This window comes from Archangium sp., assembly GCF_036388035.1.
Taxonomy (GTDB): domain Bacteria; phylum Myxococcota; class Myxococcia; order Myxococcales; family Myxococcaceae; genus Archangium.
The window spans coordinates 1-21,920 of sequence record NZ_DASVSO010000093.1 but is presented as its reverse complement, the minus strand read 5'-3'; the positions used below and the strand labels follow the sequence as shown (position 1 = coordinate 21,920).

Below are 21,920 nucleotides of genomic sequence, written 5' to 3'. Positions count from 1 at the left end.
CTTCGTGGGCCGGCTGGCCACGTACAAGTACTACAACATGGACCAGGTGGTGGCGCAGGCGCTCACCCTCTGCACGAAGATCATCGGCGTGCGCCGCAAGGACCTGCTCGAGATGCAGGTGGAGGGTCACGCGTGAGCGAGAACTCCAGGAAGCTCGACGGACTGCCCGAGGTGTGGGGCGGCATGGAGGGCACGGTCAACCGGGTAGGGGACCGGTACTTGGATCAAATGAAGCGCAGCGGCCATTGGGAGCGCATCGAGGACCTGGACCTCATCGCGGCCCTCGGCATCAAGGCCCTGCGCTACCCGGTGCTCTGGGAGCACATCGCCCCGCGGGGTCCCCACCGGGCGGACTGGACGTGGCCGGACGCGCGGCTGGCACGCCTGCGGCAGTTGGGCGTGCGGCCCATCGTCGGCCTCGTCCACCACGGCAGCGGGCCGCGGCACACCAGCCTGGTGGACCCGGCTTTCCCCTTCGAGCTCGCGCAGTACGCGCGGGCCGTGGCCGAGCGCTACCCGTGGGTGGAGGACTACACCCCCGTCAACGAGCCGCTCACCACCGGGCGCTTCAGCGGGCTCTACGGGCACTGGTACCCGCACGGCAAGGACTACCCCACGTTCGCGCGCACGATGATCGTGCAGTGCCGCGCCATCGTGGAGGCCATGCGCGCCATCCGCGAGGTGAACTCCAACGCCCGTCTCATCCAGACGGAGGACATGGGGCGCACCTACAGCACTCCGCACCTGGCCTACCAGGCGGAGTTCGAGAACCACCGGCGCTGGCTGAGCCTGGACCTGCTCTGCGGGCGCATCGACCGCCAGCACCCGCTGTGGCCCCATCTCCTGAGCTGGGGCGTCTCGGAGCAGGAGCTCGGGTGGTTCCTCGACAACCCCATGCCCCCGGACGTGGTGGGCATCAACTACTACATCACCAGTGACCGGCTGCTCGACGAGCGGATGGAGCACTACCCGGCCTGGTCCCATGGCGGCAACGACCGCGACCGCTACGCGGACGTGCACGTGGCGGGGGTGTGGAAGGACGCCATCTCCGGCCACCGGGACGTGCTCTCCTGGGCCTGGGAGCGCTACCACCTGCCCGTGGCCTTCACCGAGGTGCACCTGGGCTGCACCCGTGAGGACCAGCTGCGCTGGCTGGGGGAGGCGTGGGACGCCGTCTGCTCGCTGCGGCAGGAGGGCGTCGACGTGCGAGCCCTCACCGTGTGGAGCCTCCTGGGCGCCTACGACTGGAACACGCTGGTGACGGCCGAGCGCGGCTTCTACGAGCCCGGCGTCTTCGACATGCGCTCGCCACGCCCGCGCCCCACCGCGCTGGCCTGGATGACGCACTCGCTGGCCACCCGAGGGACCTTCGAGCACCCGGTGCTCGCCTCGCCCGGCTGGTGGCGGCGCGACGAGCGCCCGGAGGTCAACTTCGCCGCCAGCCTCCATGGCGACAGCCCGGTGCCCTACAAGACGTTCGTGCCCACCCCACGTCCCGGCTCCGAGGCACCTCGGCCCCTGCTCATCACGGGCGCGACGGGGACGCTGGGACGGGCCTTCGCCCGGCTGTGCACGACGCGCGGAATCGCCTTCCGGCTCCTGTCACGCCAGGACATGGACATCGCCTCACCGGAGTCGGTGGAGCGCGCGCTCGAGCGCTTCCAGCCCTGGGCCGTCATCAACGCCGCGGGCTACGTGCGCGTGGACGACGCCGAGGCGGATGCCGAGCGGTGCTTCCGCGAGAACGCCCTCGGCCCGGAGGTGCTCGCCACCGCCTGCGAGGCACACGGCGTGCGGCTGGTCACCTTCTCCTCGGATCTCGTCTTCGGGGGCGAGCAGAGCTCGGCCTATCTGGAGAGCAGCCATGTCCAGCCGCTCAACCAGTACGGCCGCAGCAAGGTGGAGGCCGAGCGCCGGGTGCTGGAGCGGATGCCCGATGCGCTGGTGGTCCGCACCGGCGCCTTCTTCGGTCCGTGGGACCAGCACAACTTCGTCACGATCGCGCTCGGGGCGCTCGCGCGCGGGGAGCGGTTCGCGGCGGTGGATGACGCGGTCGTCTCCCCCACGTACGTGCCGGACCTCGTGCACACCTGCCTGGACCTGCTCCTCGACGAGACGAGCGGCGTCTTGCACCTCACCAACGTGGGAGAGGTGACGTGGGCGGAGCTCGCGCGCCAGGCCGCTACCCTGGTGGGGTTGGATCCACGGCGGGTGGAGGGCCGTCCGCTGGCCTCCTTCGGGTGGGCGGCGGCGCGGCCTCGCTATAGCGCCCTGGCGAGCGAGCGCGCCCAGCTCATGCCTCCGCTCACCAAGGCCCTGGAGCGTTACCTCGAAGAGGACGAAATCAAGCCCATGCAACGGACGGCCGGCGGTGGCCGGACGGCCTGCGCGGTGTGTGGAGGAAATGCCGATGAAGGTCATGGTGACGGGCGGTGCGGGTTACATCGGGAGCGTGGTGACGGAGGAGTTGCTGCGGGGGGGTGACGAGGTCGTCGTCTACGACAGCCTCTACAAGGGCCACCGGGAGGCGGTGGTGGAGGGCGCCGCCTTCGTGAAGGGGGACCTGCTCGACACCGCGCTGCTGCGCGAGACGCTCACCCAGCACAAGGTGGAGGCGGTGGTGCACATGGCGGCCGACTCGCTGGTGGGCGAGTCGGTGAAGGCCCCCGCGAAGTACTACCTCAACAACGTCCTCGGGGGGCTGAGCCTGCTCAACGCCATGCGCGAGGCGGAGGTGCGCGTCCTCGTCTTCTCCTCCACCGCCGCCGTCTACGGCGAGCCGGCCAAGCAGCCCATCGAGGAGAGCGATCCCACCCAGCCCACCAACCCGTACGGCGAGACGAAGCTCGCCTTCGAGCGGGCCCTGCGCTGGTACGACGGGGCGTACGGGCTGCGCTACGTGAGCCTGCGCTACTTCAACGCCGCCGGCGCCACGGACCGCTGCGGGGAGCGCCATTCACCCGAGACGCACCTCATCCCGTTGGTGCTCCAGGCGGCGGTGGGCCACATTCCGGAGATCACCGTCTTCGGAGACGACTACCCCACGCCGGATGGCACCTGCGTGCGCGACTACATCCACGTGGTGGATCTCGCGCAGGCGCACGTGCGAGCCCTGCATGCACTGGCCAAGGGGCACCCCAGCTCCATCTACAACCTGGGCTGCGGAGGCGAGGGCTACAGCGTGAAGCAGGTCATCGACACCGCCCGCCGCGTCACCGGCCGGGAGATTCCCGTGCGCAAGGGTCCTCGGCGGGCCGGAGACCCGGCGGTGCTCATCGCCAGCTCCGCGCGCATCACGCGCGAGCTCGGCTGGCACCCCACGCAGCAGAAGCTCGATGCCATCATCGAGTCCGCCTGGCGCTGGATGCAGAACAACCACCGCTAGACCCAGGGCGCGCTGTCAGCCCTTCAGGCCGCTGCGGGAGACGCCCTCGATGATGTGTCGCTGGGCGAGGACGAAGAGGATGATCGCCGGGATGCTGGCGATGACTCCGCCCGCCATGATCACCGGGTAGTCGGTCGTATAGGCGCCCTGGAGGATGGACAGGCCGGGCGGGAGCGTGAAGTTGTGCGGGCTGAACAGCACGTACACGGGCCAGAGGAAGTCGTTGTAGTTGCCGAGGAACGACAGCACCCCGAGCGTCGCGATGCCAGGCCGGGAGAGGGGCAGGATGACCCGGAAGAAGATCTGCCACTGATTGGCGCCGTCGAGCAGCGCCGCCTCTTCCAGCTCCCGCGGCAGGGCCGAGAAGAACTGGCGCATGAAGAAGACGCCGAAGGCGCCTCCCGCGCCAGGCACGATCAGGGCCCACAGCGAGTCGAGCCAGCCAATCTCGGTCACGATCAGGAAGTTGGGGACCAGGAAGAGGAACGGAGGGATGAAGAGCGTCCCGACGATCAGGCTGAAGAGCACCCGCTTGCCGGGGAAGTCCAGCCGGGCCAGGGCGTAGCCCGCCAGGACCGACGTGCTCACCACGAGCAGCGCGTTGCCCAGGGCCGCGAGCAGGCTGTTGAAGAACCAGCGCAGCACGGGCGTCTCGGAGGCCGTCGTGAGCAGCACGTCGTAGCCCCGGGTCGTGAAGGGCCGGGGGATCCACGACAGCGGCTGTCGGGTCGCGTCGAAGTTCGTCTTCAGCGACGTGCTCAACATCCAAAACAGCGGGGCCACGAAGACGCACGTCAACAGCACGATCAGGGCGTAGGAGAGGAGCCGGTTGAGGGGTCGGCCCTGGCGGGTGGTCTCCATCACGAGTCCCTCCACTGCCGCAGGAGGCGGTTGTTGAAGGCGCTGATGGCGAGCAGGACGAGCCCGAGGACGTAGCTCATGGCCGTGGCGTTGCCCATGCGGAAGCTGCGCAGGCCGGTCTCGGCGATGAACATGATCGCGGTGCGCGTCTCGTTGGCCGGAGCGCCCCGGGTGATGAGGTAGGACTGGCCGAACATGTTGGCCGAGTTGAGGATCGTCACCGTGAGCACGAACAGCAGCACCGGCCTCAGCCCGGGCAGGGTGACGTGGAGGAAGCGCTGCAAGCCGTTGGCCCCATCGACCTTCGCCGCGTCGTACAGCTCGGGCGAGATGTCCTGCAGCCCGGCGAGGTAGATGATGGCGTTGAAGCCCAACGTCCACCACACCGTCATGCCGACCAGGGAGATCCACGCCCAGGGCACGTCGGTGATCCACGGGATGGACGCGCCCAGGTAGTAGTTGACCAGGCCGAGGTTGGGATCGAGCAGGAACCGCCAGAGCACGCCGACCACGGCCACGCCGAGCACGTAGGGCGCGAAGTAGACGGCGCGGAAGAAGGCGCGACCGGGGAACTGGCGGTTGAGCAGCATCGCGACGAGCAGGGGCACGGTGACGAGCAACGGCACGCTGAAGAGCGTGAAGATCCCCGTGGCCCGCATGCTCTGCCAGAAGTCGACGAAGTCGCGCGAGCCCGGGGTGAAGAGCTCCGTGTAGTTGCTCAGCCCCACCCAGGGCTTGGCGGGCAGCAAGAAGTCCCAGTCATGCAGGCTGATCCACAGCCCGTAGATGGCCGGGAGCAGGACGAAGACCGCGAACAGCAGGAGGTACGGGGCGAGGAAGAGGTACGGCGTCACACGCCCCACGTACCGGATCGGCTGGGGCTCCTGCCCGCGAGCACGGGTGTGGGCTTCCGTCTGCATGGGGGTCAGGCTCCGTACTTCTTTCGGTTGTGCTGCACCACCTGCGTGGCCTGCGCCGCGGCCGCCTTCAGTGCGTCGGCGGGCGATGCCTTGCCGAGCACGGCCTGGCTCACCGCCCTGTCGATGAGCACCAGCGCGTCATTGATGCCCGCGAGCGCTGGGGGGAAGTGGATGTACGAGGCCTGCTGGGCGAGCTGGTTCTGCTCCGTCAGCGACTGGAACTCCGGGCTCTCGGCCACGCTCTTGAGCACGGGGACCTGACCGCTCTTCATCCAGTCGATGGAGCGCTGGCTCATGTATTGGAGGAAGGCGCGCGCCGCCTCCTGCCTGGCCGGGTCCTGCGACGGCTGCCGCGGGAGCACGAACTGGTGGGAGTTGCCCCAGACCGCCTGCTGGGAGCCGATCCTCGGGATGGGTGCTACCCCCCACTCGAGGTTCGGCACCTCCTTGAGTGCATTGATCTGCCAGATGCCGTTCCAGTTGAAGGCGTTCCGCCCGTTCTGGAGCGCGAGGTAGTCGGCGTCCTGGGCGACGTTCGCGGGGCTGTAGCCCTTCTTCACCAGGTCCACCATCCAGGTCATCGCCTGCACGCCAGCGTCGGAGTCGAAGGTCGCCCGGGTGCCCTCCGGGTCGAACAGGTCGCCGCCGAACTGCCACAGCAAGGTCTCGAACTGGAACGTCCCGGTGAACAGGAAGGGCGACACCCAGTGGCCCTGGATGCCGTGGCCCTTGAGCTGTTCGAGGGCCGCCATGTACTCGTCGCCCGTTCGTGGTGGCTTCTCCGGATCCAGGCCGGCCTTCCGCAGCACCGTCTTGTTGTAGAACAGCCCGAGCGGATGCATGTCGAGCGGGATGCCGTAGCGTTTGCCTCGGTAGAGCCCGCCCTGCCACACCATCCGCGAGGTGTAATCGGACTCCTGGAGCCCGAGCGCCCGGGCCACCTCGTCGATGGGCGTGATGAGGGTCCGCGCGGCATTGGTCGGGATGTCATCGACGTGCATGACGGCGATGTCGGGGGACTGCCCGCTGATCACCGCTCCCGCGAGCTTCTGGAAGAGGTCGAGCCACATGTAGGTCGTCATCTTGACCTCGACGCGGGGCGTTGCCGCGTTGAAGTCCTCGACGATCTTCTTGATGTAGGCCCCATCCCCGCCGGTGAAGCCGGTCCAGAACCTCAGCGTGATGACGCCTGGACGGGTGGACTCCTTGCTCTTGGAACCCTCACACCCAGAAAAGGCGACAGCGGCTCCGGCCCGGAGTGCCCAGGCCAGGAGCCGCCGACGGCTCAACTCCGACACGACAAGGGATGGCGGCATGTGTGACTCGCTCGCGCGGAGCGTGTCACATGTCCGAGAGCGGTTCCAGCGAGGAGTCCAGGTTCCACCGGGGGCGTCCCGCCACCGCCTCGTCGATGCGGCCCTTCATCCCGCGCCAGGTGTGGTCCCAGGAGAGGCGCGAGAGGAACTCGTCCACCTTGGGCAGCCACGCCTCGCGCGACTGGGACAGGTTGGCCTCGATGGCTTGGACGAAGTCCTCCGGCGTGTCCGCGATGCGCACCAGGCCCAGCTCACCGTAGGGGCGCACCACGTCGCGGATGGAGGTGGACACCACGGGCTTGCCCGCCGCGAGGTACTCGGGCGTCTTGGTGGGGCTGAGGAAGCGGGTGGCCGGCGTGCGCGCGAAGGGCAGCATGGCCACGTCCCAGCTCGCGAGATAGGACGGCAGCTCCTTGTAATGCTTGCCACCCAGGTAGTGGATGTTGGGCAGGCTCGGCAGGGTCGCCGGATTGATCTTCACCACCGGGCCCACCATCACGAACTGCCAGTCCGGACGCGCCCGGGCGACGGCCTCGAGCAGTGCCAGGTCCATCCGCTCGTCGATGACCCCGCAGTAGCCGATGCGCGGATGTGGGATGCCGGCCTGATCGGCCGGGTCCGCGGGCCCCTGGCGGGCCTGCGCGAAGTGCGGCACGTCCACGCTGCTCGGGAAGGGATGGACGTTGGGGTGGCGCTCCCGCTTGGCCTCGTAGAGGTGGTGGCCCCCGGTGAACATGACGTCCGCGCGGCGCATCAGCTCGCCCTCGCGCTGCACCAGGATGGGCGGGGCTCCGCTGAAGGCGGACAGCTCGTCCATGCAGTCGTAGATGACCGCCCGCGGCTGCAACTTCCCCGAGAAGGCCAGGGCCATCGGGGTGTAGTACCAGAGCACGAAGTCGTCCACGCCATGGTCCGCGAGCAGCGCGGCGAGCAGCTCCCGCTGGATGGCCGCCAGCTCCTCCGGCTCCACCCGGGTGCCCGGCGGTGGATCGGGCGTCACCTGCGTGGCGCCCTCCACCTGGATGTGGGGCGTGGCCACCCAGACCCCCTCCGGGGAGCGGACGACCTTCAGGGAGGTGGGGCCGGGGCCCCAGGCTGGCTCCTCCACGAAGAAGACGCGGCGCTCGCGGGCGAAGCGCGACATCAAATGTTGCGGACGCTGGAAGACGAAGTTCCAGCGCAGGTGCGACAAGCAGACGAGGTCCGGTAGCGAGCTTCCCGTCCCATTGCGCCCATCCGTGTGCTGCATGGTGATGTCCCTCCGGCAGGGTGTACGACGCCGCAGGGAAGGTGGGCTCCCTTCCGTGCCAGACCCATTGGACCGGAAGCCAGTACCCGAGGGCTCCCCACGACAGCGCACCTGCTCCTCGAACCGGCCCGGACGGGCGGCCCTGCCGTGGGCCAGCTCGCATGTCTGCCGCTGGCTCTGTTCACTTCGCTGAAAGCGGGCGGGAGTGTGGGTTGCTCACTCAACACCTGAAGTTGGGTGGAGGCGGAAATTCGCGGTATGTGTGAGGAATGGGGCGGAACTCATTCCTCGTATTCCTGGCGCTGCTCATGACGGGTTGCGCCTCGCAGCGGCTGGTGGGCGCGGACCTGGATCGGGTGAAGCGGCCCGCCTTCATCTCCCGGATTGAGATCGACGCCGGCCCTCGGAGCCTCGTGTTCCGGGAGGACAGCGCCTACAAGGACAAGCTGAAGAAGCTGGAGCCGAAGGAGGCGGATCGCCGGCTCCAGGCGAAGCTGACCTCGGCGGTGACGCGCTTCGAGGTCTCCGAGCGCCTGCGGGTGAATACCTTCCGGCACCTGCCGCGGGAGCGGCCCTGGGTGAACACGCTGGATCCAGCACGGGTGGCGACGGTGCTGGAGAGCTTCCTGGTGGAGGAGGTGCCGGCGAACGCTCCGGATTACGATCTGCTGGCGCCGCTGGGAGCGGACACGGTGGTGGAGTTCGTCATCCAGGACTACGGCATGCGCAGCAAGGACGGTCGCGCGGGCCCGTACATCCAGGGCTATGCGCGGATGTTCAAGCTCAATGGGCGTGCGGAGATCTGGCGCCATCCGTTCAAGGTGGATCGGGTCTCCGAGGGTGCCGAGCACCTGGATCCCTTCCAGGTGGGCAAGGAGCCCTCGCTGTTCCGCCAGCAGATGACGGAGCTGCTGGACGTGCTGGCGGAGCGGTTCGCGCAGGAGCTGACGCCGAAGGATCGCAAGGGCGGCGCGCCGCTGCCCGAGGGCTCCGAGCTGTCCGATCCGGACAGCGTGAACCGCACCGGCCGCGAGGCCCCGGCTCCCGAGCAGCCCGCGGATTCCGAGCTGGCACCCGGCGAGCTGCCGGACCCGGATCAGTAGCCCTCAGAACAGGGCGTGCTCCGCGAGGAGCACCGCGAGCCCCAGCACGAAGCTGATGAGCGTGATGGGGAGGCCCACGCGCAGGTAGCCCAGGAAGCTGATCTCCGCCTTGCCCCGAGCGGCCTCGAAGACGATGAGGTTGGCCACGCTGCCCACGAGCGTGAGGTTGCCGGCCAGGGTGGAGCCGAGCGCCAGCACGTGCCAGCCGAGCACGGGATCATGCAGCGTGGGCACCCAGGCGCGCGCGAGCATGACGAAGGGCACGTTGCTGAAGAGGTTGGAGGCCACGAGCGTGAGCCCCGCGAAGCCGAGCGTCTCGCGCCAGGGCGGCCCGGACATGAAGGGCGAGAAGACGCGGTAGATGTCATCGGCCCAGCCCGCCTTGTTGACGCCGTACACCACGACGAAGAGGCAGGCGAAGAAGAGCAGCAGGACGTAGTCCACGCGCTCGATGGCCTGGCGCGGCGGGGCGCGGCGCGACAGCGTCATCACCACGGCGGCGCCCGTCAGGGCACTCCAGCTCATGGGCAGGCCCACGAAGAAGGCGGCGACCACCCCGAGCAGCGTGACGAGTGTGAGCCCCAGCAGCGGCCGATCCATGGGAGGCGGGGGCGGGTGCGCCTCGAAGCGCTCGTGGGTGAGCTCCTTGCGGAAGACGAAGAGGAGCCCCGCGATGACCACGCCGGTGGAGAGCACGGCCGGCAGCGCCATGTAGGCCACGAACTGGGCATAGGGCAGCCCGGAGGCGCCCTGGATGAGCATGTTCTGCGGATTGCCGGTGAAGGTGGCGACCGAGCCCGAGTTGGAGGCCATGCAGACGGCCAGCAGGTACGGGATGGGAGGCAGGCGCGCGTCCTCGACGACCACCAGCACGAGCGGGGTGAGCATCAGGCAGATGGTGTCGTTGACGAGGAAGGCGGACAGGAAGGCGCTGGTGCAGGCCACGGCCACCAGGAGCAGCCGGGGCGTGTGGGCCTTGCGGAGCGCCCAGGCGCCCGCGGCTCGGAAGAAGGCGGCCTGCGAGAGGTAGTCCGCCAGCAGCATCATCCCCAGCAGCAGCACGAGCGTGTCCATGTCCACGGCGTGCCGGGAGGAGTCGGAGCTGTAGTTGAAGACCTCGGAGGGGGCGACGACGCCGGCCACCACCATGAGGACGGCGCCCACGAGCGCTCCTCCGGGGCGATCCAGCCGGGGGAAGGGGAGCTTGATGCCAGCGATGAAGACGTAGGTGAACAGGAAGATGGCGAGGGCCACGGCGGGCGGACAGTAGCCGAAAGCCTTCTGCTAGGCTGCGCCCTCCTGATTCTGGACGGGGAGGGGCATGGCAGGGACCGACCGCCACGATGGGCCGGTGGAGCTGGATGGAAGCGAGGGCGAGGGAGGGGGGCAGATCCTCCGCTCGGCGCTCTCGCTGTCGCTCATCACCGGACGGCCCTTCCACCTGACGCGCGTGCGGGCCAACCGCCAGCCCTCGGGACTGCGACCCCAGCACCTCGCCTGCGTGCGAGGCGCGGAGGCCCTGAGCGGAGGGCGGAGCGAGGGCGCCGGCGTGGGGGCCTCGGAGCTGCGCTTCGAGCCGGGGACGGTGCGTCCGGGCGACTACGTGCTGGAGGTGGGCACCGCGGGCAGCACGCCACTGCTCTTCCAGTGCCTCTTCTATCCGCTGGCGCTCGCGGGGGGTGGCTCGCTGACCCTGCGCGGGGGGACGCACCTGCCGCACAGCCCCAGCTACCACTACCTCGTGGGCGTGTGGCTCCCGGTGGCTCGGGCGTATGGGCTGAGCACCTCGTTGCGGCTCATCCACGCGGGCTTCTACCCGGAAGGGGCGGGAGAGTTCATCGCCGACGTCGGCCCCGTGCACCTGCCCCCGCTGCGGGTGGAGTTGCCCGCGCGTGGGACGCTGCGGGACATGTCGGTGGGCTCGTTCGTGGGCGGGCTGCCCTTCGGCATCGCGGAGCGGCAGTCCAAGGCGGCGGTGGCGGCGCTGCGCGAGCGGGGCCTCTACAGCCACGCGGAGAACCGGCCGCTGCCGACGACACGCTCGGCGGGGACGGTGACGTTCATCCTGGCCCAGTTCGAGAACACCATTGCCGGCTTCACGGCACTGGGCGCGCGGGGGCGTCCGGCGGAAGAGGTGGGCCGCGAGGCGGCGGAGGAGGTGGTGCGCTTCATGGAGAGCGGGGGCGCGCTGGACGAGCACCTCGGGGATCAGATCCTCCTGCCGGCGGCGCTGCTGGCGGCGGGGAAGCTGGGCCCGGCGTCACCAGGGACCACGCGCTACACGACGGAGCGGGTGACGGAGCACCTCACCACGCATGCGCGGGTCCTCGAGCGTTTCCTGCCGGTGCGGGTGACGGTGGATCCAGGCGGAGCGGTCGAGGTTGCTCCGGCTTGACGCGGGCACGGCCCTCGGGCCGCACCTCTTATTCTTCCAGCGTGAGCGGCGCATCCTCGCGCATCCGGAGGACGGTCTCCTCCTCACGCGAGTGACCCTGGCCATCGGGCCAGGACTCGACCACGACGACGGAGTCGCGGAGGACGTGCTTCACGACGCCGCCGTACTTGCCGATCCTGCTGCCCGGGTAGACCGAGTAGCCCTTCCCCCGAGGGCTCTCGAGCACGGCCACGGGGCGCCCCATGCCCGAGACGATGCCCGTCAGCTTCAGCTCGTCGAGGCCGAAGCGGCAGAGGGGCTCCTCGCAGCTCTGGGGAGAGGGGGGCGGAGGCGGCAGCTCGAAGTCGACGCGGAAGGGATCCCGCTTCCCAGCGGGGACGTAGTGGTACGTGGAGACGGGAGCCGGGCTGGCCTTGATGGCGGGGGCGGGTGCCGAAGTGGCGGGAGCGAGAGAGCGCGGTGGGGTGGGCAGGAGCGCGGCTTCGGGGGAGCGCACGGAGCAACCGGAGAACAGGACTCCGAAGGCGAGGGCGGCAAGGGACGGCTTCATGGAACACCTCCTGGTGAGGACGGACACCGCGCTGGGTGTACGGGTTCCCATCGGCGTGGCCGCGGACCCGCGAGCACTCGCAGGATACGCCTCCTGCCTCCGAGACACGGCAAGCCCCGGGGACGGGGCTGTCCACGACTCGCCAGTGAGCGAGGGCTCTACAGCGAGGCCATTACTTTGCAGCGTCGCGGCCGCCCTCGCCGCGTCACTCCTCCAGGCGGAAGTTCAGACCCTGGAGGGCACTTGGGAGGAGCTCCACGTGACGGGCGGAACCGTCCCCGAGCAGGCCCAGCCGGCTGAGTTCCTCCCGAGCGCGTTTCAAGGATGCCACCCCGAGGACCAGCTCGCGGATCGTGTTGCCGCGTCCCGCCACGAGCCGAATGGCCGGTCCTCCATCGAAGGTCCAGGTGTACGGAGCCGGGCGGTGGTGGGGGCGGAGCAGTGCGTCCCAGCCGACCTCGGCCTCGGACAGAGGGGAGACTTCGATCTGGAGCACTCGTGCCTCCTGAATGCCGAGCCTTCCTCCCTTCTTGCCCTCCAGGTCCTCGCGCAGGGAGCGGCGCCAGCCCTGGAAATCGAGGTGGTACTCGGTGATGAAGGTCACGAAGGGTGAATCGAGCGGCGCGCCGATGATCGCGTTCGTCCAGTGGGGAGTGGGACGCGGCACCCCATGGCGGACGCCTCGTCGGTCCAGCTCCTCCAGGGCCGAGGCCGTGGAGCCATGCGGCTCGAAGGAGATGCTGCTGAACACGGCCTCGCCCTTCCCGAGCGGGGGAGGTGCCTTCCCGAAACGCAGCCCCTTCCAGCGGATGAACTCGAGGTTCACGTTCCCAACGAAGATGCCGCCGCTCACGAACTCACCGAAGTCCTTGAGGGGCCACGCGACGGTCATTCCCAGCGTCTCGCTGAAGAGCTGGAAGAGGAAGGACGGATCCTCGGCTTCGATCATGAGGTGATCGATCCGGTTCACGACGGGGGTGTCGGCGTTCATGAGGATTTCCTACCAGAACGAGATGAGGCTGCCCGCCATTCAAGAACGGGGCATGCTGGGATCCGAACGCATTCGGAGGGATGCATGCGCTACTTCGAGGATTTCCAGGTGGGCCAGGTGCTCGAGCTCGGGTCATACGAGGTGTCGCGCGAGGAGATCCTCGCGTTCGCCCGGCAGTACGACCCACAGCCCTTCCACCTGGATGATGAAGCCGGCCGCCAGTCCATCTTCGGAAGCATCATCGCGAGCGGCTGGCAGACCGCGGCCATCTGCCATCGGCTGCTGGTGGGCTCCGTGCTGAAGGACTCCGCCAGCATGGGCTCGCCGGGCCTGGACGAGCTGCGCTGGCTGCTCCCGGTGAGGCCCGGGGACACGCTCTCCGCGCGCATCGAGGTGCTCGCCTCCACGCCCTCGCGCAGCAAAGCGGACCGGGGCAGCGTCAAGACCCGCATGGAGGCGCGCAACCAGAAGGGCGAGGTGGTGATGACCGAGCTCGCCACCGTGCTGTTCCGCCGCCGTCCCGCGTCGGGATGAGGCAATATTCCCACCATGCGCATTGCTCACCCCCTCTGGCACCACGCGCTCGTCGCCGGGCTGCTGCTGGCCGGCTGCAAGTCGAACAAGACCCCGGAGCCCGCGCCACAGCCCCAGGCCGCGGCCACTCCCGCTCCAGCGACGAAGCCCCCGGCGCCCGCTCCGGCACCGGCTCCCACCGTGGCGCCGGTGACCGATGCCACGCTCTCGTACCTGGAGCCCTCCACCGACGGGAAGTGCCGCTGGGTCCAACACACCCCGCCGGGCGAGCCGAGGACCGTCTTCACCCTCCCCAGCGACTGCGGAGGCGTGAAGCTGGCCTGGAGCAAGGACGGCAAGGAGGGGCTGGTCTACCTCGCGGGGCCGAGCCAGGGGGGGAAGCCCCAGGCGTGGCGGGTGGATCTGGCGACCGGGCAGGGCGCGCCGTTGTCGAGCCCCACGCTGGGGACGCTCGGTGGACTCGGCTTCGACGCCGAGGGGCGCCCCGTGGCGCTCATGGAGGACCCTCGGGAGGGCCAGGGAGAGGGTGACCAGAAGCAGATCGTCTTCGAGGGCAAGAGCTACCCCGCGGCCCTGGATGGCCAGCCGGGCCTGGCGCACGCCTTCCGGCTGGAGGGCAGCACGTGGAAGCGCTTCGAGACGAAGGACACGTCCTATGGGTGGGACTACGCGGCGGAGATCCGCGCCCTCGAGGCCTATGACGCGATCGGGCCCACTCCCGAGAAGCTGGAGGCGGAGTCCAACGAGGCCTTCAAGCCGGTGCTCGAGGACGCTCCCGAGCTCGCGGCGCTGAATGCCGTGAAGCAGACGTCGGACGAGGGGAACTGGAAGCAGCTCGAGACCGCGGGCGGTCCGCTGTACGTGTGGGAGAGCACGGACAGCGAGCTCCCCTATCTCTCGATGCCCATGCGCATCCAAGGCGCGAAGGGGCTCGTCCCGCCGGAGGGCCTGGACGTGAGCGGAGGCATCTCGGTGGCCACGCGCGGCGAGCTGGTGCTCGTGGAGGGCCAGGCCTCCGAGAGCCAGGAGCTGGCCCGGTTGTGGAACGCGAAGACGAAGAAGCTCGTCGCCTCGCTGAATGGCAAGAAGACCGTCACCTTCTGGCCGAAGCATTGAAGCGGGGGCTGGAGGAACCCTACAGTTCCTCCGCGATGAGCGCTGCCCTCGACGTGGTGCTGGAAGCCGGAGACATTACCGACGCGCGTGCGGACGTGGTGCTGCTCAAGCACGCGCAGAACTTCTACGGCGCGGACAGCGCGGTCGCGCAGCGGCTCGAGTCAATTGGCGTCCCGCGGTCGCAGCTCGAGGTGGCTGTCGGGGCCCACCTCTTCGTCGAGACGCGAGGCACCCTCGGCGCGCCCCTGGCCCTCTTCCTCGGGACCGTGCGTCTGGGGAACTTCGGCTACCACGAGATCCGCCAGTTCGCCGCCCGGGCGCTCAAGGCGCTCGAGTCCCGCTCCGGCATCCGTCACGTCGCCTGCACGGTGCATGGCACCAACTACGGGCTCGACGAGGACGAGGCGGCGCTCGCGCTCGTCGGAGGTCTCGTCGAGGCCTTCCTGCGGGGGGCTGGCCCGGAGAGCCTCGAGCGCATCACCGTGGTGGAGCTGCGGCCGAAGCGCGTGGAGCGGCTGCGCAAGGCGCTGGAGCGAGGCCTCGGAGGGAGCCCCGGCGTGGAGCCGCTCCCGACGGGCTGGGGCTTCCGGGTCAAGCGCATGAACCAGGTCGTCCAGGCACCCTCCCTGGCCACGGCCGGTGCGCAGTCGCTGGCCAAGCCCCACGCCTTCGTCGCGATGCCCTTCGCTCCCGAGCTGGAGGACGTCTACCACTACGGCATCCTGGGGCCCGTGAGGGCCGCGGGGCTCCTCTGTGAGCGCGTGGATCAGGCCGTGTTCGAGGGCGCCATCATCCAGCGCATCAAGGAGCGCATCGACACCGCGAAGGTCGTCATCGCGGACCTCTCCATGGCCAACCCCAACGTGTACCTGGAGGTCGGTTACGCGTGGGGCAGGGGACGGCAGACGGTGCTGCTCGTGCGCGATCTCAAGGAGCTCAAGTTCGACGTCGCGGGCCACCGGTGCCTCGTGTACCGGAACATCCGCGACCTGGAGACCCAGCTCTCGCGCGAGCTGCAACACCTCGGTTGAGCACCCCGGGCCCCGCTACTTCTGCTCCGTGTCTGGCGACTTCGGGCGGAAGAGCGCGCACCGGACCACCGGCTGGGGCGCGTACTTCTGCGGCAGCAGCGGGCACATGATGAAGGTGGACGTCTTCGTCCGCACGTACCGGGGCGGCGCGGCACAGCGGTGGCAGAGGCTCGTCGGGAAGGGCAGCGGGTCCGGCGGCTTCTCGTCCATGTTCACACGCCCCCGTCCAGGACGATGGTGCTGCCCGTCATGTAGCTGTTGCGATCCGAGACGAGGAAGGCCACCACCTCGGCGCACTCCTGCACCGTGCCCACCCGCCCGAGCGCGCAGTGGCGGAGGAACTCCTGGAGCCGGTTCTGGGGGAGGTTGTGGCTCACGCCCTCGTTCAGCACGCCGGGGGCCAGGCAGTTCACGGTGATGCCGTAGCGCCCCAACTCCTTCGCCAGTCCCTCGGTGAAGCCCTTCATCGCCGCCTTCGCCGCGCAGTAGTGCACCGGCGCCTGCATCATCTTCGCTCCGGCCAGCGAGCTGATGTTGAGGATGCGCCCCCGCTGCTCCCGCACCATCCCCCGCATGACGGCCTGCGAGGTGAGGAATGCCCCCTTCACGTTGACGTCCATCATCCGGTCCCAGTCCTCCTCCTCCATCAGCGCCACGGGGACCACCTGGCCGATGCCCGCGTTGTTCACGAGCACGTCCACCACCACGCCCGCCTCGCGCTCCAGCGTGCGCACCATCTCCTGCAGCCCGGCCCGGTCCAGCACTGAGATCTTGAACGCCCACGCCCGCGCGCCCAGCTCCCGGAGCGCCGCGAGCGTCTTCTCGGCCTCGGCGTCCGCGCGCAGGTAGTTGAAGGCAACGGAGGCGCCCTCGCGAGCCAGCGCCAAGCAGATGGCCCGGCCCAGCCCGCGAGAGCCGCCCGTCACCAGCGCGAGCCGCCCTTCCAGCAATCGGCTCCCCGGCGTGCTCATTTGAGGACCGGAAGCGGCATGGACCAGGGCTTCTTGCCGAAGGGGGCCGTGGGCGTCTCAGGGCCCTTGGCGGCGCCGCGGTGGAACATGTTGAAGCCGCACGCCGGCATGATGCGCCCGTCCACCTGGGGGTAGTGGTGGCAGCACTTGCGCAGCCGCTCCAGGTCGAAGTCGTGCCGATCCATGTAGTGGTGCAGGAAGATGGACTTCGCCTGCTGCTCGCCGATCCGCACCGCCTCCTTCGCGGAGACGGGCCGGTCCGGGAACATCACGTCCAGCGAGCGCCGCAGCGCCTTGAGGATCTCCGGGCCCCGCTCGATCTCATCCTGCCGGGCGAAGACGTCGTGGATGACGTCGTTGAGCGCATCGTGGATCTCCGGCGAGGCCCCCAGCGTCGCCGATGAGCGCAGCAGCGTGCCGTGCCGGTTGAAGTCCACGAAGCGTCCGAAGGGGATGTGGGTGCCATCGTCCAGGCGCAGGAGGTACGTCAGCGACACGCACTGGGGATGCGAGCAGGGCAGCGGCGAGAAGTCGCTCATCTTCATCCGCCCCTGCGTCTGCTCCTCGATGGCCTTGATGACGCCCGGGATGGTGAGCCGGTCCATCGGATCATGCGGGAAGCGCCCGCCTCCGAAGCCGGTGAACGCCGCCGGCTGGAAGTTCAGCGACAGGAAGTGATCCTCGGAGAGGAACAGGTCCACCATCTGGCCGATCTGGTGCTCGTTCGCCCCGCGCGTCGCCACGAAGATGAGCTGCGTGGGGATCTTCAGCTCCTTGAGCATCGCGAGCGCCGCCGCCTTCTCCTTGCACAAGTCCCTGCCGCGGATCTTCTCGTGGGTGTCGGCGGTGAAGCCGTCGAACTGCAGGCCCACGTAGGCCCCCGTGTCCTTCAGGCGCTGCGCGAAGGCCTTGTCCCGCCCCAGCCGCAGGCCGTTGGTGATGACCACCACCCGGCCAATCTCCGGACGGTTGGCGATCTCCAGCAGCTCGAAGAGGCGAGGGTGGCTCGTGGGCTCGCCGCCCGAGAGCGCGATCGACTCGCACTGCCCCTCGTTGCGCACCAGCGTGTCCACCTGGGCCCGGAAGACCTCGGGGTCCAGGTGGTTGGCGTACTGGTTGTTGACGATGCAGATGGGGCACTCGAGGTTGCAGTGGTCGGTGATCTCCACGATGGGCAGACACGTGTGCTGCTCGTGGTCCCCACAGGTGCCACAGTCCGTGGGGCAGCCGTGCTTCACCTCGGCGGCGAACTTCAGCGGCTCGGTGCCGGCGCGCGCGAAGGCGTAGGCCCTCACGTAGTACTTCGCGTCCTCGGAGACGAGCGCCTCGGACGGGCCGCACTTCTCGCACTGTTTCTTGAAGAAGACCTTGCCCTCCCGGATGACCACCTCGGCCCGCGTCAGGGCCAGGCAGTGCGGGCAGGTGGAGGTGGTGTGCTTGAAGATGTGGTCGCTCTTCAGGCCCTCGGGCACCTCGCCCCGCGCGAGGAACGTCTGGATGTAGGCCTTCGCGTCGTTGGCGATGCGCAGCTCCGACGGGCCACAGGTGGTGCAGTGCTGGAGCGAGTAGACCTGCTCGTCGCGCAGCACGACGCGGCCCTCCACCTCGGTCCGGCAGGTCGGGCACCGGGACATCTCGTGCATCAGGAAGGTGTGGGGGCGGTCCTTCCGAGGCGTGGGCGTCGGTCCACAGCTGGTGCAGTCCATGGGTGCTCCAAGGGACGTCGGGTGGGGAGGGGCGATCAAGGCACTGCTCCCCCTCGCCGGGTCAAGGGGTTCCGCGCACGAGATGCCCCCTGGGCCCCTCACGTGGGCGCGCTATGCTCCCGGTCCCCCATGCGCTACGTGTTGCTGGACCGGATCACCGAGCTGCACCCGCCCGAGCAGGCCCTGGGCGTCAAGTGCGTCTCGCTCGCCGATGACGTCTTCGTCGACCACTTCCCGGGACACCCCGTGATGCCCGGCGCGCTCATCCTCGAGTCGCTCGCGCAGCTCGGCGGCGTCCTGCTGGAGGCCACGATGCGCTCCCGGGGTCGCTCGGACCTGCACGCGCTACTCGTGTCCGTGGAGCGCGCCAAGTTCCGCCGGCTCGTACGGCCAGGGGACAAGATGCTCCTGGAGGCCAAGGGGCTCACCGCCAGCGAGGACGGTGGCCAGGTGCGGGCCTTCGCTCGGGTGGACGAGCAGCTCGTCGCCGAGGCCGAGCTCACCTTCGCCTTCGCGCAGGTGAAGCACGCCTCGCTGGTCGCCAAACGCCGCGAGGTCCTCAACGTGTGGCTCCACGGTTCCTCGGAGGAGCCGTGAGCGCCCGGCGCGTCTTCATCCGCGGGGTGGGCGTGGTCTCCGCCCTGGGGCGGGACTGGCCCTCGACCGCGGCGGCCCTCGCCCAGGGGCGGAGCGCCATCGGGCCCATCACCCACTTCGACGTGGAGGGGTTTCCCTGCACCGTCGGGGCTCCCGTGCTCGATCCGGAGCTGGAGGGGCCGGATCGCCGGCTCGGGCTGGCGCGGCGCGCGGCGCGGGAGGCGTGGGCTCGGGCGGGCGTGTCCGTCGCGCCGGAGCGGCTCGGGGTGTTCATCGGCGCCGAGTCCGGGCGGGCCACGCTCGCCACCGTGTGCGAGCTGGCGCGGGCGGCCGGGGGCGGGCGGACGTTCGACCATGTGCGTTTCGGGGCACAGGCCCCCGCGCTGGCGGCGAAGATCGATGCCTCCGTGGTGTCCCCGGCGGCCGTGGCCTCGATGCTCGCCGGAGAGTGGGACGCGCGAGGCCCCGCGCAGACCGTGTCGCTGGCGTGTGCCTCGGGCAGCGCGGCCATCATCGAGGCGGCGCGGGCCCTCCGGCTGGGACTGTGCGACGTGGCCCTGTGCGGCGGCGTGGGCGCGGACGTGGATCCGCTGATGCTCGCGGGCTTCGGCCACCTGGGCATCCTGAGCGCCAAGGGGTGCTCCCGGCCCTTCGACTCGCGCCGGGATGGCTTCGTGGTGGGCGAGGGCGCGGCCCTGGTGGTGCTCTCGGTCGAGCGCGGTGGCGCGGAGGCGGAGATCGCCGGGGTGGGGCGCTCGCTCGATGCCTACAACCTCACCGCTCCGGACCCGGAGGGGGATGGGGCACGGCGGGCCATGCGGGCCGCGCTGCGGGACGCACGGGTGGAGGCGGTGGACTACGTGCAGGCGCACGGCACCTCCACGCCGCTCAATGACCCAGTCGAGGCCCGAGCCCTTCGCGCGGTGCTCGGGGACGGGCTGGCGAGGGCGCGCGTGGGCAGCGTGAAGGGAGCGCTGGGGCACTGGGTGGCGGGCGCTGGGGCCCTGGGAGTCGTCTGTGCCCATGAGGCGGTGGTGGGCGGGCGGATGCTGCCCACCGCGGGACTGGAGACCCCGGACCCGGATTGCGACCTTCCGCATGTCGTCGGGGAGGCCGTGCACCAGGGGGCCGGGACCGCGCTGGTGAACGCGTTCGCCTTCGGCGGGGCGAACACCAGCCTCGTGGTCCGGCGCTGCGCATGACGGAGCGCACTTCCAGGGTGGCCGTCGTCGGTGCGGCGGCGGTGAGCGCCTTCGGCCTCGGGTGGCGAGGACTGGGGGACGCGGTGGTGACGGGCAACCCCCTGCGCTCCACCTCGCATGCGCTCTCGGCGACCCATCCCGGTGTCGAGGCGGCTGGAGTCCCCGCGCTCGCGCCCGCGCAGGACGCGGGGGACGGGCGCCAGCGGAAGCTCATGTCTCGCGGCGCGCGGCTGGCGGCGGTGGTGATGCGCGAGGCCCTCCGCGACGCGCGCTGGAGCCAGGGGCACGAGGAGATCGGCGCCTTCCTCGGAGTGGGGGCCTCGGGCGGAGCCATGGACGAGCTGACGGCCATGCTCCAGGCCAGCATCCAGGGTAGGACGCTCTCGCTGGAGCGGTTCGGCCAGGAGGGGCTCGCCGCGTGCAACCCGCTCTTCGCCTTCCAGTTGATGAACAACTTCACGCTCTGTCACGGAGCCATCCTGGAGGGCGTGGGCGGGCCGAACGGTGCTTTCTTCTCGCGAGGCGCCGGGACGGTGCGCGCCCTGCGCGAGGCCGTGGCGACCGTGGCCACGGGCGAGTGCGAGCGGGCCGTGGCGGGAGGTTCGGACTCCGCCCTGCACCCGGTGACCTGGGCCGAGCTGGGGCGGGAGGGGTTCGCCGCTCAGGGATTGGTGCCCGGAGAGGGAGCGGGGCTGCTCGCGCTCTCCTCCAGGTCCGATGAGCCGGCGCTCGCCTTCATCGAGCGCTGCGAGGTGCTCCCGAGGGCCGGGCTCTCGGGCGCGCTCGCCGCCAGCGAGGGTCGGGTGGACACCGTCCTCACGGCGGCGTGGGGGGCCGTGAAGGCCGGGGAACTGGGGAGCGAGGCCGCTCGGCTGGGCGTGCGGGCCTTTGACACCGTGCAGGTGCTGGGCGAGGCGCTGGCCGCTTCTCCCGCGCTGGCGTGGGCGGCGGCGGTGGATCTGCTCACACAGGGGCGGGCCCGCCGTGTCCTGGTGCTCTCGCTGGGCGTGGACGGAGAAGTGGGGTTGGTGGAACTGGCGGGGGGGGTGGAATGACTCGCGCCGTCATCACGGGAGTCGGGGTGGTGTCCGCCTTCGGGGTGGGGGCGCCCGCGTTCTTCGGTGGGTTGGCCGAGGGCCGTGGCGCGGTCGGTTCCATCCGCGCGTTCGACGCACGCACGTTCCCCACCCAGGTCGCGGGCGAGGTTCCCCCCATCGGCTCCGGCACGTTGCGCGATCGACTGTCCTCGTTCGGCCCCGGCGCGAGGTTGCTCGACTCGCTCGAAGCGAGCGGGGCGATCCGGGATCGCAAGCTGCTCTTCGGACTGCTCGCGGCGGAGGAGGCCTGGAGGAGTGCGCGGTGTGGCCCCGACGAGCAGGACGCCTCCCTCTCGGTGGCGCTCGGGCTGGAGCAGGCCTTCCTCGGGGACTTCGGCCCCCTGTTCGACGAGGGCCGCATCACCTGGGCCCGTGAGCCGGAGGCCTCCCTGCCCCCGGTGCGCTTCCGTGCGCGGCTCGACCTCGCGGCCGAGGCGCTCCGGGAACTGCTTGGGCTCCGAGGAGGGACGACGGTGCACGTGTCGGCGTGTGCGGCCGGTGGGCTCGCCGTGGCGCATGCCGCCGCGCTCATCGAGCGGGGGGAGGCCTCGGTGGTGCTGTGTGGCGCGACGGACTCCATGGTGAATCCACTCGGCATCGGCGGCATGTCGCGGCTGGGGGCGCCGTCTCCTCGCAACGCTCCGGATGCGTGCCGGCCCTTCGATCGCCGGAGGGATGGGCTCGTGGTGGGGGAGGGCGCGGCGATGTTCCTCGTCGAGTCCGAGGAACGGGCGCTGCGGCGTGGGGCCCGACCCCTGGCGAGCATCCTCGGCTGGGGGCGAACGCAGGATGCCTACCGGGTGACGGCGCCTCGGCCAGACGGCGGCGCCGCACGGCGCGCCATGGAACGAGCGCTGCGCCACGCCCGCCTTCCCGCCAGCGCGGTGGGCTACATC

The 21,920-nt window shown here is 70.0% G+C and carries 21 protein-coding genes; 11 read left to right on the top strand and 10 right to left on the bottom strand.

Annotated elements, in window-relative coordinates; genetic code table 11:
- The first annotated feature begins 132 nt into the window (after nt 1-132).
- Together VF697_RS04200 and galE are read left to right on the top strand one after the other, a co-directional pair.
- Nucleotides 133-2,484 (top strand): family 1 glycosylhydrolase, encoded by a 2,352-nt coding sequence (locus tag VF697_RS04200; RefSeq protein ID WP_331092178.1) that lies wholly within the window; start codon nt 133-135, stop codon nt 2,482-2,484.
- Nucleotides 2,411-3,385 (top strand): UDP-glucose 4-epimerase GalE, encoded by a 975-nt coding sequence (galE, locus tag VF697_RS04195; RefSeq protein WP_331092177.1) that lies wholly within the window; start codon nt 2,411-2,413, stop codon nt 3,383-3,385. Before VF697_RS04200 ends, galE begins: the two co-directional genes overlap by 74 nt.
- 15 nt (nt 3,386-3,400) lie before the next feature.
- Here the strand turns inward: galE and VF697_RS04190 are convergent, their stop codons facing one another.
- Genes VF697_RS04190 through VF697_RS04175 form a run of 4 tightly spaced genes read right to left on the bottom strand, consistent with a single transcriptional unit; the run spans nt 3,401 to nt 7,731 of the window.
- Nucleotides 3,401-4,246, bottom strand: coding sequence for a carbohydrate ABC transporter permease (locus tag VF697_RS04190; protein ID WP_331092179.1), 846 nt, complete (start codon nt 4,244-4,246; stop codon nt 3,401-3,403).
- Nucleotides 4,246-5,166 carry a sugar ABC transporter permease gene (locus VF697_RS04185; RefSeq protein WP_331092176.1) on the bottom strand — a complete coding sequence of 307 codons (921 nt, stop codon included), beginning with the start codon at nt 5,164-5,166 and terminating at the stop codon, nt 4,246-4,248. Before VF697_RS04185 ends, VF697_RS04190 begins: the two co-directional genes overlap by 1 nt.
- Before the next feature lie 5 nt (nt 5,167-5,171).
- Complete coding sequence (locus VF697_RS04180) at nt 5,172-6,482, bottom strand: ABC transporter substrate-binding protein (protein ID WP_331092175.1); 1,311 nt, start codon at nt 6,480-6,482, stop codon at nt 5,172-5,174.
- A gap of 25 nt (nt 6,483-6,507) precedes the next feature.
- Nucleotides 6,508-7,731: a glycosyltransferase family 1 protein gene (locus VF697_RS04175; protein ID WP_331092174.1), complete on the bottom strand. Its 1,224-nt coding sequence runs from the start codon at nt 7,729-7,731 to the stop codon at nt 6,508-6,510.
- Between the two features lie 269 nt (nt 7,732-8,000).
- On the opposite strand from VF697_RS04175, the gene VF697_RS04170 reads away from it, so the two are divergent.
- Nucleotides 8,001-8,834, top strand: coding sequence for a hypothetical protein (locus VF697_RS04170; protein ID WP_331092173.1), 834 nt, complete (start codon nt 8,001-8,003; stop codon nt 8,832-8,834).
- A 3-nt stretch (nt 8,835-8,837) separates the two neighbouring features.
- Here the strand turns inward: VF697_RS04170 and VF697_RS04165 are convergent, their stop codons facing one another.
- Nucleotides 8,838-10,088, bottom strand: coding sequence for an SLC13 family permease (locus tag VF697_RS04165; RefSeq protein WP_331092172.1), 1,251 nt, complete (start codon nt 10,086-10,088; stop codon nt 8,838-8,840).
- A gap of 67 nt (nt 10,089-10,155) precedes the next feature.
- Here VF697_RS04165 and rtcA point away from each other — a divergent pair, with 67 nt between their 5' ends.
- Nucleotides 10,156-11,229, top strand: coding sequence for an RNA 3'-terminal phosphate cyclase (gene rtcA, locus VF697_RS04160; RefSeq protein ID WP_331092171.1), 1,074 nt, complete (start codon nt 10,156-10,158; stop codon nt 11,227-11,229).
- A 28-nt stretch (nt 11,230-11,257) separates the two neighbouring features.
- On the opposite strand, the gene VF697_RS04155 is transcribed toward rtcA, so the two are convergent.
- Complete coding sequence (locus VF697_RS04155) at nt 11,258-11,779, bottom strand: pilus assembly protein PilP (protein ID WP_331092170.1); 522 nt, start codon at nt 11,777-11,779, stop codon at nt 11,258-11,260.
- 205 nt (nt 11,780-11,984) lie between these two features.
- Complete coding sequence (locus VF697_RS04150; RefSeq protein ID WP_331092169.1) at nt 11,985-12,770, bottom strand: hypothetical protein; 786 nt, start codon at nt 12,768-12,770, stop codon at nt 11,985-11,987.
- 84 nt (nt 12,771-12,854) lie between these two features.
- On the opposite strand from VF697_RS04150, the gene VF697_RS04145 reads away from it, so the two are divergent.
- The 3 genes from VF697_RS04145 to VF697_RS04135 are packed head-to-tail and all read left to right on the top strand — an operon-like array spanning nt 12,855 to nt 15,451.
- The gene (locus VF697_RS04145) at nt 12,855-13,304 is read left to right on the top strand and encodes a MaoC family dehydratase (protein ID WP_331092168.1); all 450 of its coding nucleotides are present in this window, start codon (nt 12,855-12,857) and stop codon (nt 13,302-13,304) included.
- Nucleotides 13,305-13,319: 15 nt separating this feature from the next.
- Nucleotides 13,320-14,420, top strand: coding sequence for a hypothetical protein (locus VF697_RS04140; RefSeq protein ID WP_331092167.1), 1,101 nt, complete (start codon nt 13,320-13,322; stop codon nt 14,418-14,420).
- 35 nt (nt 14,421-14,455) lie between these two features.
- Nucleotides 14,456-15,451 (top strand): hypothetical protein, encoded by a 996-nt coding sequence (locus VF697_RS04135; RefSeq protein WP_331092166.1) that lies wholly within the window; start codon nt 14,456-14,458, stop codon nt 15,449-15,451.
- A gap of 15 nt (nt 15,452-15,466) precedes the next feature.
- On the opposite strand, the gene VF697_RS04130 is transcribed toward VF697_RS04135, so the two are convergent.
- Genes VF697_RS04130 through VF697_RS04120 form a run of 3 tightly spaced genes read right to left on the bottom strand, consistent with a single transcriptional unit; the run spans nt 15,467 to nt 18,128 of the window.
- Complete coding sequence (locus VF697_RS04130; protein ID WP_331092165.1) at nt 15,467-15,661, bottom strand: hypothetical protein; 195 nt, start codon at nt 15,659-15,661, stop codon at nt 15,467-15,469.
- A 2-nt stretch (nt 15,662-15,663) separates the two neighbouring features.
- The gene (locus VF697_RS04125; RefSeq protein WP_331092164.1) at nt 15,664-16,422 is read right to left on the bottom strand and encodes an SDR family NAD(P)-dependent oxidoreductase; all 759 of its coding nucleotides are present in this window, start codon (nt 16,420-16,422) and stop codon (nt 15,664-15,666) included.
- Nucleotides 16,419-18,128, bottom strand: coding sequence for a radical SAM protein (locus VF697_RS04120; protein ID WP_331092163.1), 1,710 nt, complete (start codon nt 18,126-18,128; stop codon nt 16,419-16,421). The genes VF697_RS04125 and VF697_RS04120 overlap by 4 nt, the downstream gene beginning before the upstream one ends.
- Nucleotides 18,129-18,257: 129 nt before the next feature.
- On the opposite strand from VF697_RS04120, the gene fabZ reads away from it, so the two are divergent.
- The 4 genes from fabZ to VF697_RS04100 all read left to right on the top strand — a co-directional run.
- On the top strand, nt 18,258-18,725 hold the full coding sequence (gene fabZ, locus VF697_RS04115) for a 3-hydroxyacyl-ACP dehydratase FabZ (protein ID WP_331092162.1): 468 nt from the start codon (nt 18,258-18,260) through the stop codon (nt 18,723-18,725).
- Entirely contained in the window at nt 18,722-19,927 is a 1,206-nt protein-coding gene (locus tag VF697_RS04110) for a beta-ketoacyl-[acyl-carrier-protein] synthase family protein (protein ID WP_331092161.1), read from the top strand. Before fabZ ends, VF697_RS04110 begins: the two co-directional genes overlap by 4 nt.
- Complete coding sequence (locus tag VF697_RS04105; protein WP_331092160.1) at nt 19,924-20,982, top strand: beta-ketoacyl synthase N-terminal-like domain-containing protein; 1,059 nt, start codon at nt 19,924-19,926, stop codon at nt 20,980-20,982. The genes VF697_RS04110 and VF697_RS04105 overlap by 4 nt, the downstream gene beginning before the upstream one ends.
- On the top strand, nt 20,979-21,920 hold a 942-nt coding region (locus tag VF697_RS04100), incomplete at its 3' end, for a beta-ketoacyl-[acyl-carrier-protein] synthase family protein (protein WP_331092159.1). The genes VF697_RS04105 and VF697_RS04100, both read left to right, overlap by 4 nt.

What these genes read in the sequence shown, in the direction of transcription:
- galE (WP_331092177.1), top strand. Translation starts at nt 2,411, where the DNA reads ATGAAGGTCATGGTGACGGGCGGTGCGGGTTACATCGGGAGCGTGGTG.
- VF697_RS04190 (WP_331092179.1), bottom strand. Translation starts at nt 4,246, where the DNA reads ATGGAGACCACCCGCCAGGGCCGACCCCTCAACCGGCTCCTCTCCTAC.
- VF697_RS04185 (WP_331092176.1), bottom strand. Translation starts at nt 5,166, where the DNA reads ATGCAGACGGAAGCCCACACCCGTGCTCGCGGGCAGGAGCCCCAGCCG.
- VF697_RS04180 (WP_331092175.1), bottom strand. Translation starts at nt 6,482, where the DNA reads ATGCCGCCATCCCTTGTCGTGTCGGAGTTGAGCCGTCGGCGGCTCCTG.
- VF697_RS04175 (WP_331092174.1), bottom strand. Translation starts at nt 7,731, where the DNA reads ATGCAGCACACGGATGGGCGCAATGGGACGGGAAGCTCGCTACCGGAC.
- VF697_RS04170 (WP_331092173.1), top strand. Translation starts at nt 8,001, where the DNA reads ATGGGGCGGAACTCATTCCTCGTATTCCTGGCGCTGCTCATGACGGGT.
- rtcA (WP_331092171.1), top strand. Translation starts at nt 10,156, where the DNA reads ATGGCAGGGACCGACCGCCACGATGGGCCGGTGGAGCTGGATGGAAGC.
- VF697_RS04155 (WP_331092170.1), bottom strand. Translation starts at nt 11,779, where the DNA reads ATGAAGCCGTCCCTTGCCGCCCTCGCCTTCGGAGTCCTGTTCTCCGGT.
- VF697_RS04150 (WP_331092169.1), bottom strand. Translation starts at nt 12,770, where the DNA reads ATGAACGCCGACACCCCCGTCGTGAACCGGATCGATCACCTCATGATC.
- VF697_RS04145 (WP_331092168.1), top strand. Translation starts at nt 12,855, where the DNA reads ATGCGCTACTTCGAGGATTTCCAGGTGGGCCAGGTGCTCGAGCTCGGG.
- VF697_RS04140 (WP_331092167.1), top strand. Translation starts at nt 13,320, where the DNA reads ATGCGCATTGCTCACCCCCTCTGGCACCACGCGCTCGTCGCCGGGCTG.
- VF697_RS04135 (WP_331092166.1), top strand. Translation starts at nt 14,456, where the DNA reads ATGAGCGCTGCCCTCGACGTGGTGCTGGAAGCCGGAGACATTACCGAC.
- VF697_RS04130 (WP_331092165.1), bottom strand. Translation starts at nt 15,661, where the DNA reads ATGGACGAGAAGCCGCCGGACCCGCTGCCCTTCCCGACGAGCCTCTGC.
- VF697_RS04125 (WP_331092164.1), bottom strand. Translation starts at nt 16,422, where the DNA reads ATGAGCACGCCGGGGAGCCGATTGCTGGAAGGGCGGCTCGCGCTGGTG.
- VF697_RS04120 (WP_331092163.1), bottom strand. Translation starts at nt 18,128, where the DNA reads ATGGACTGCACCAGCTGTGGACCGACGCCCACGCCTCGGAAGGACCGC.
- fabZ (WP_331092162.1), top strand. Translation starts at nt 18,258, where the DNA reads ATGCGCTACGTGTTGCTGGACCGGATCACCGAGCTGCACCCGCCCGAG.
- VF697_RS04105 (WP_331092160.1), top strand. Translation starts at nt 19,924, where the DNA reads ATGACGGAGCGCACTTCCAGGGTGGCCGTCGTCGGTGCGGCGGCGGTG.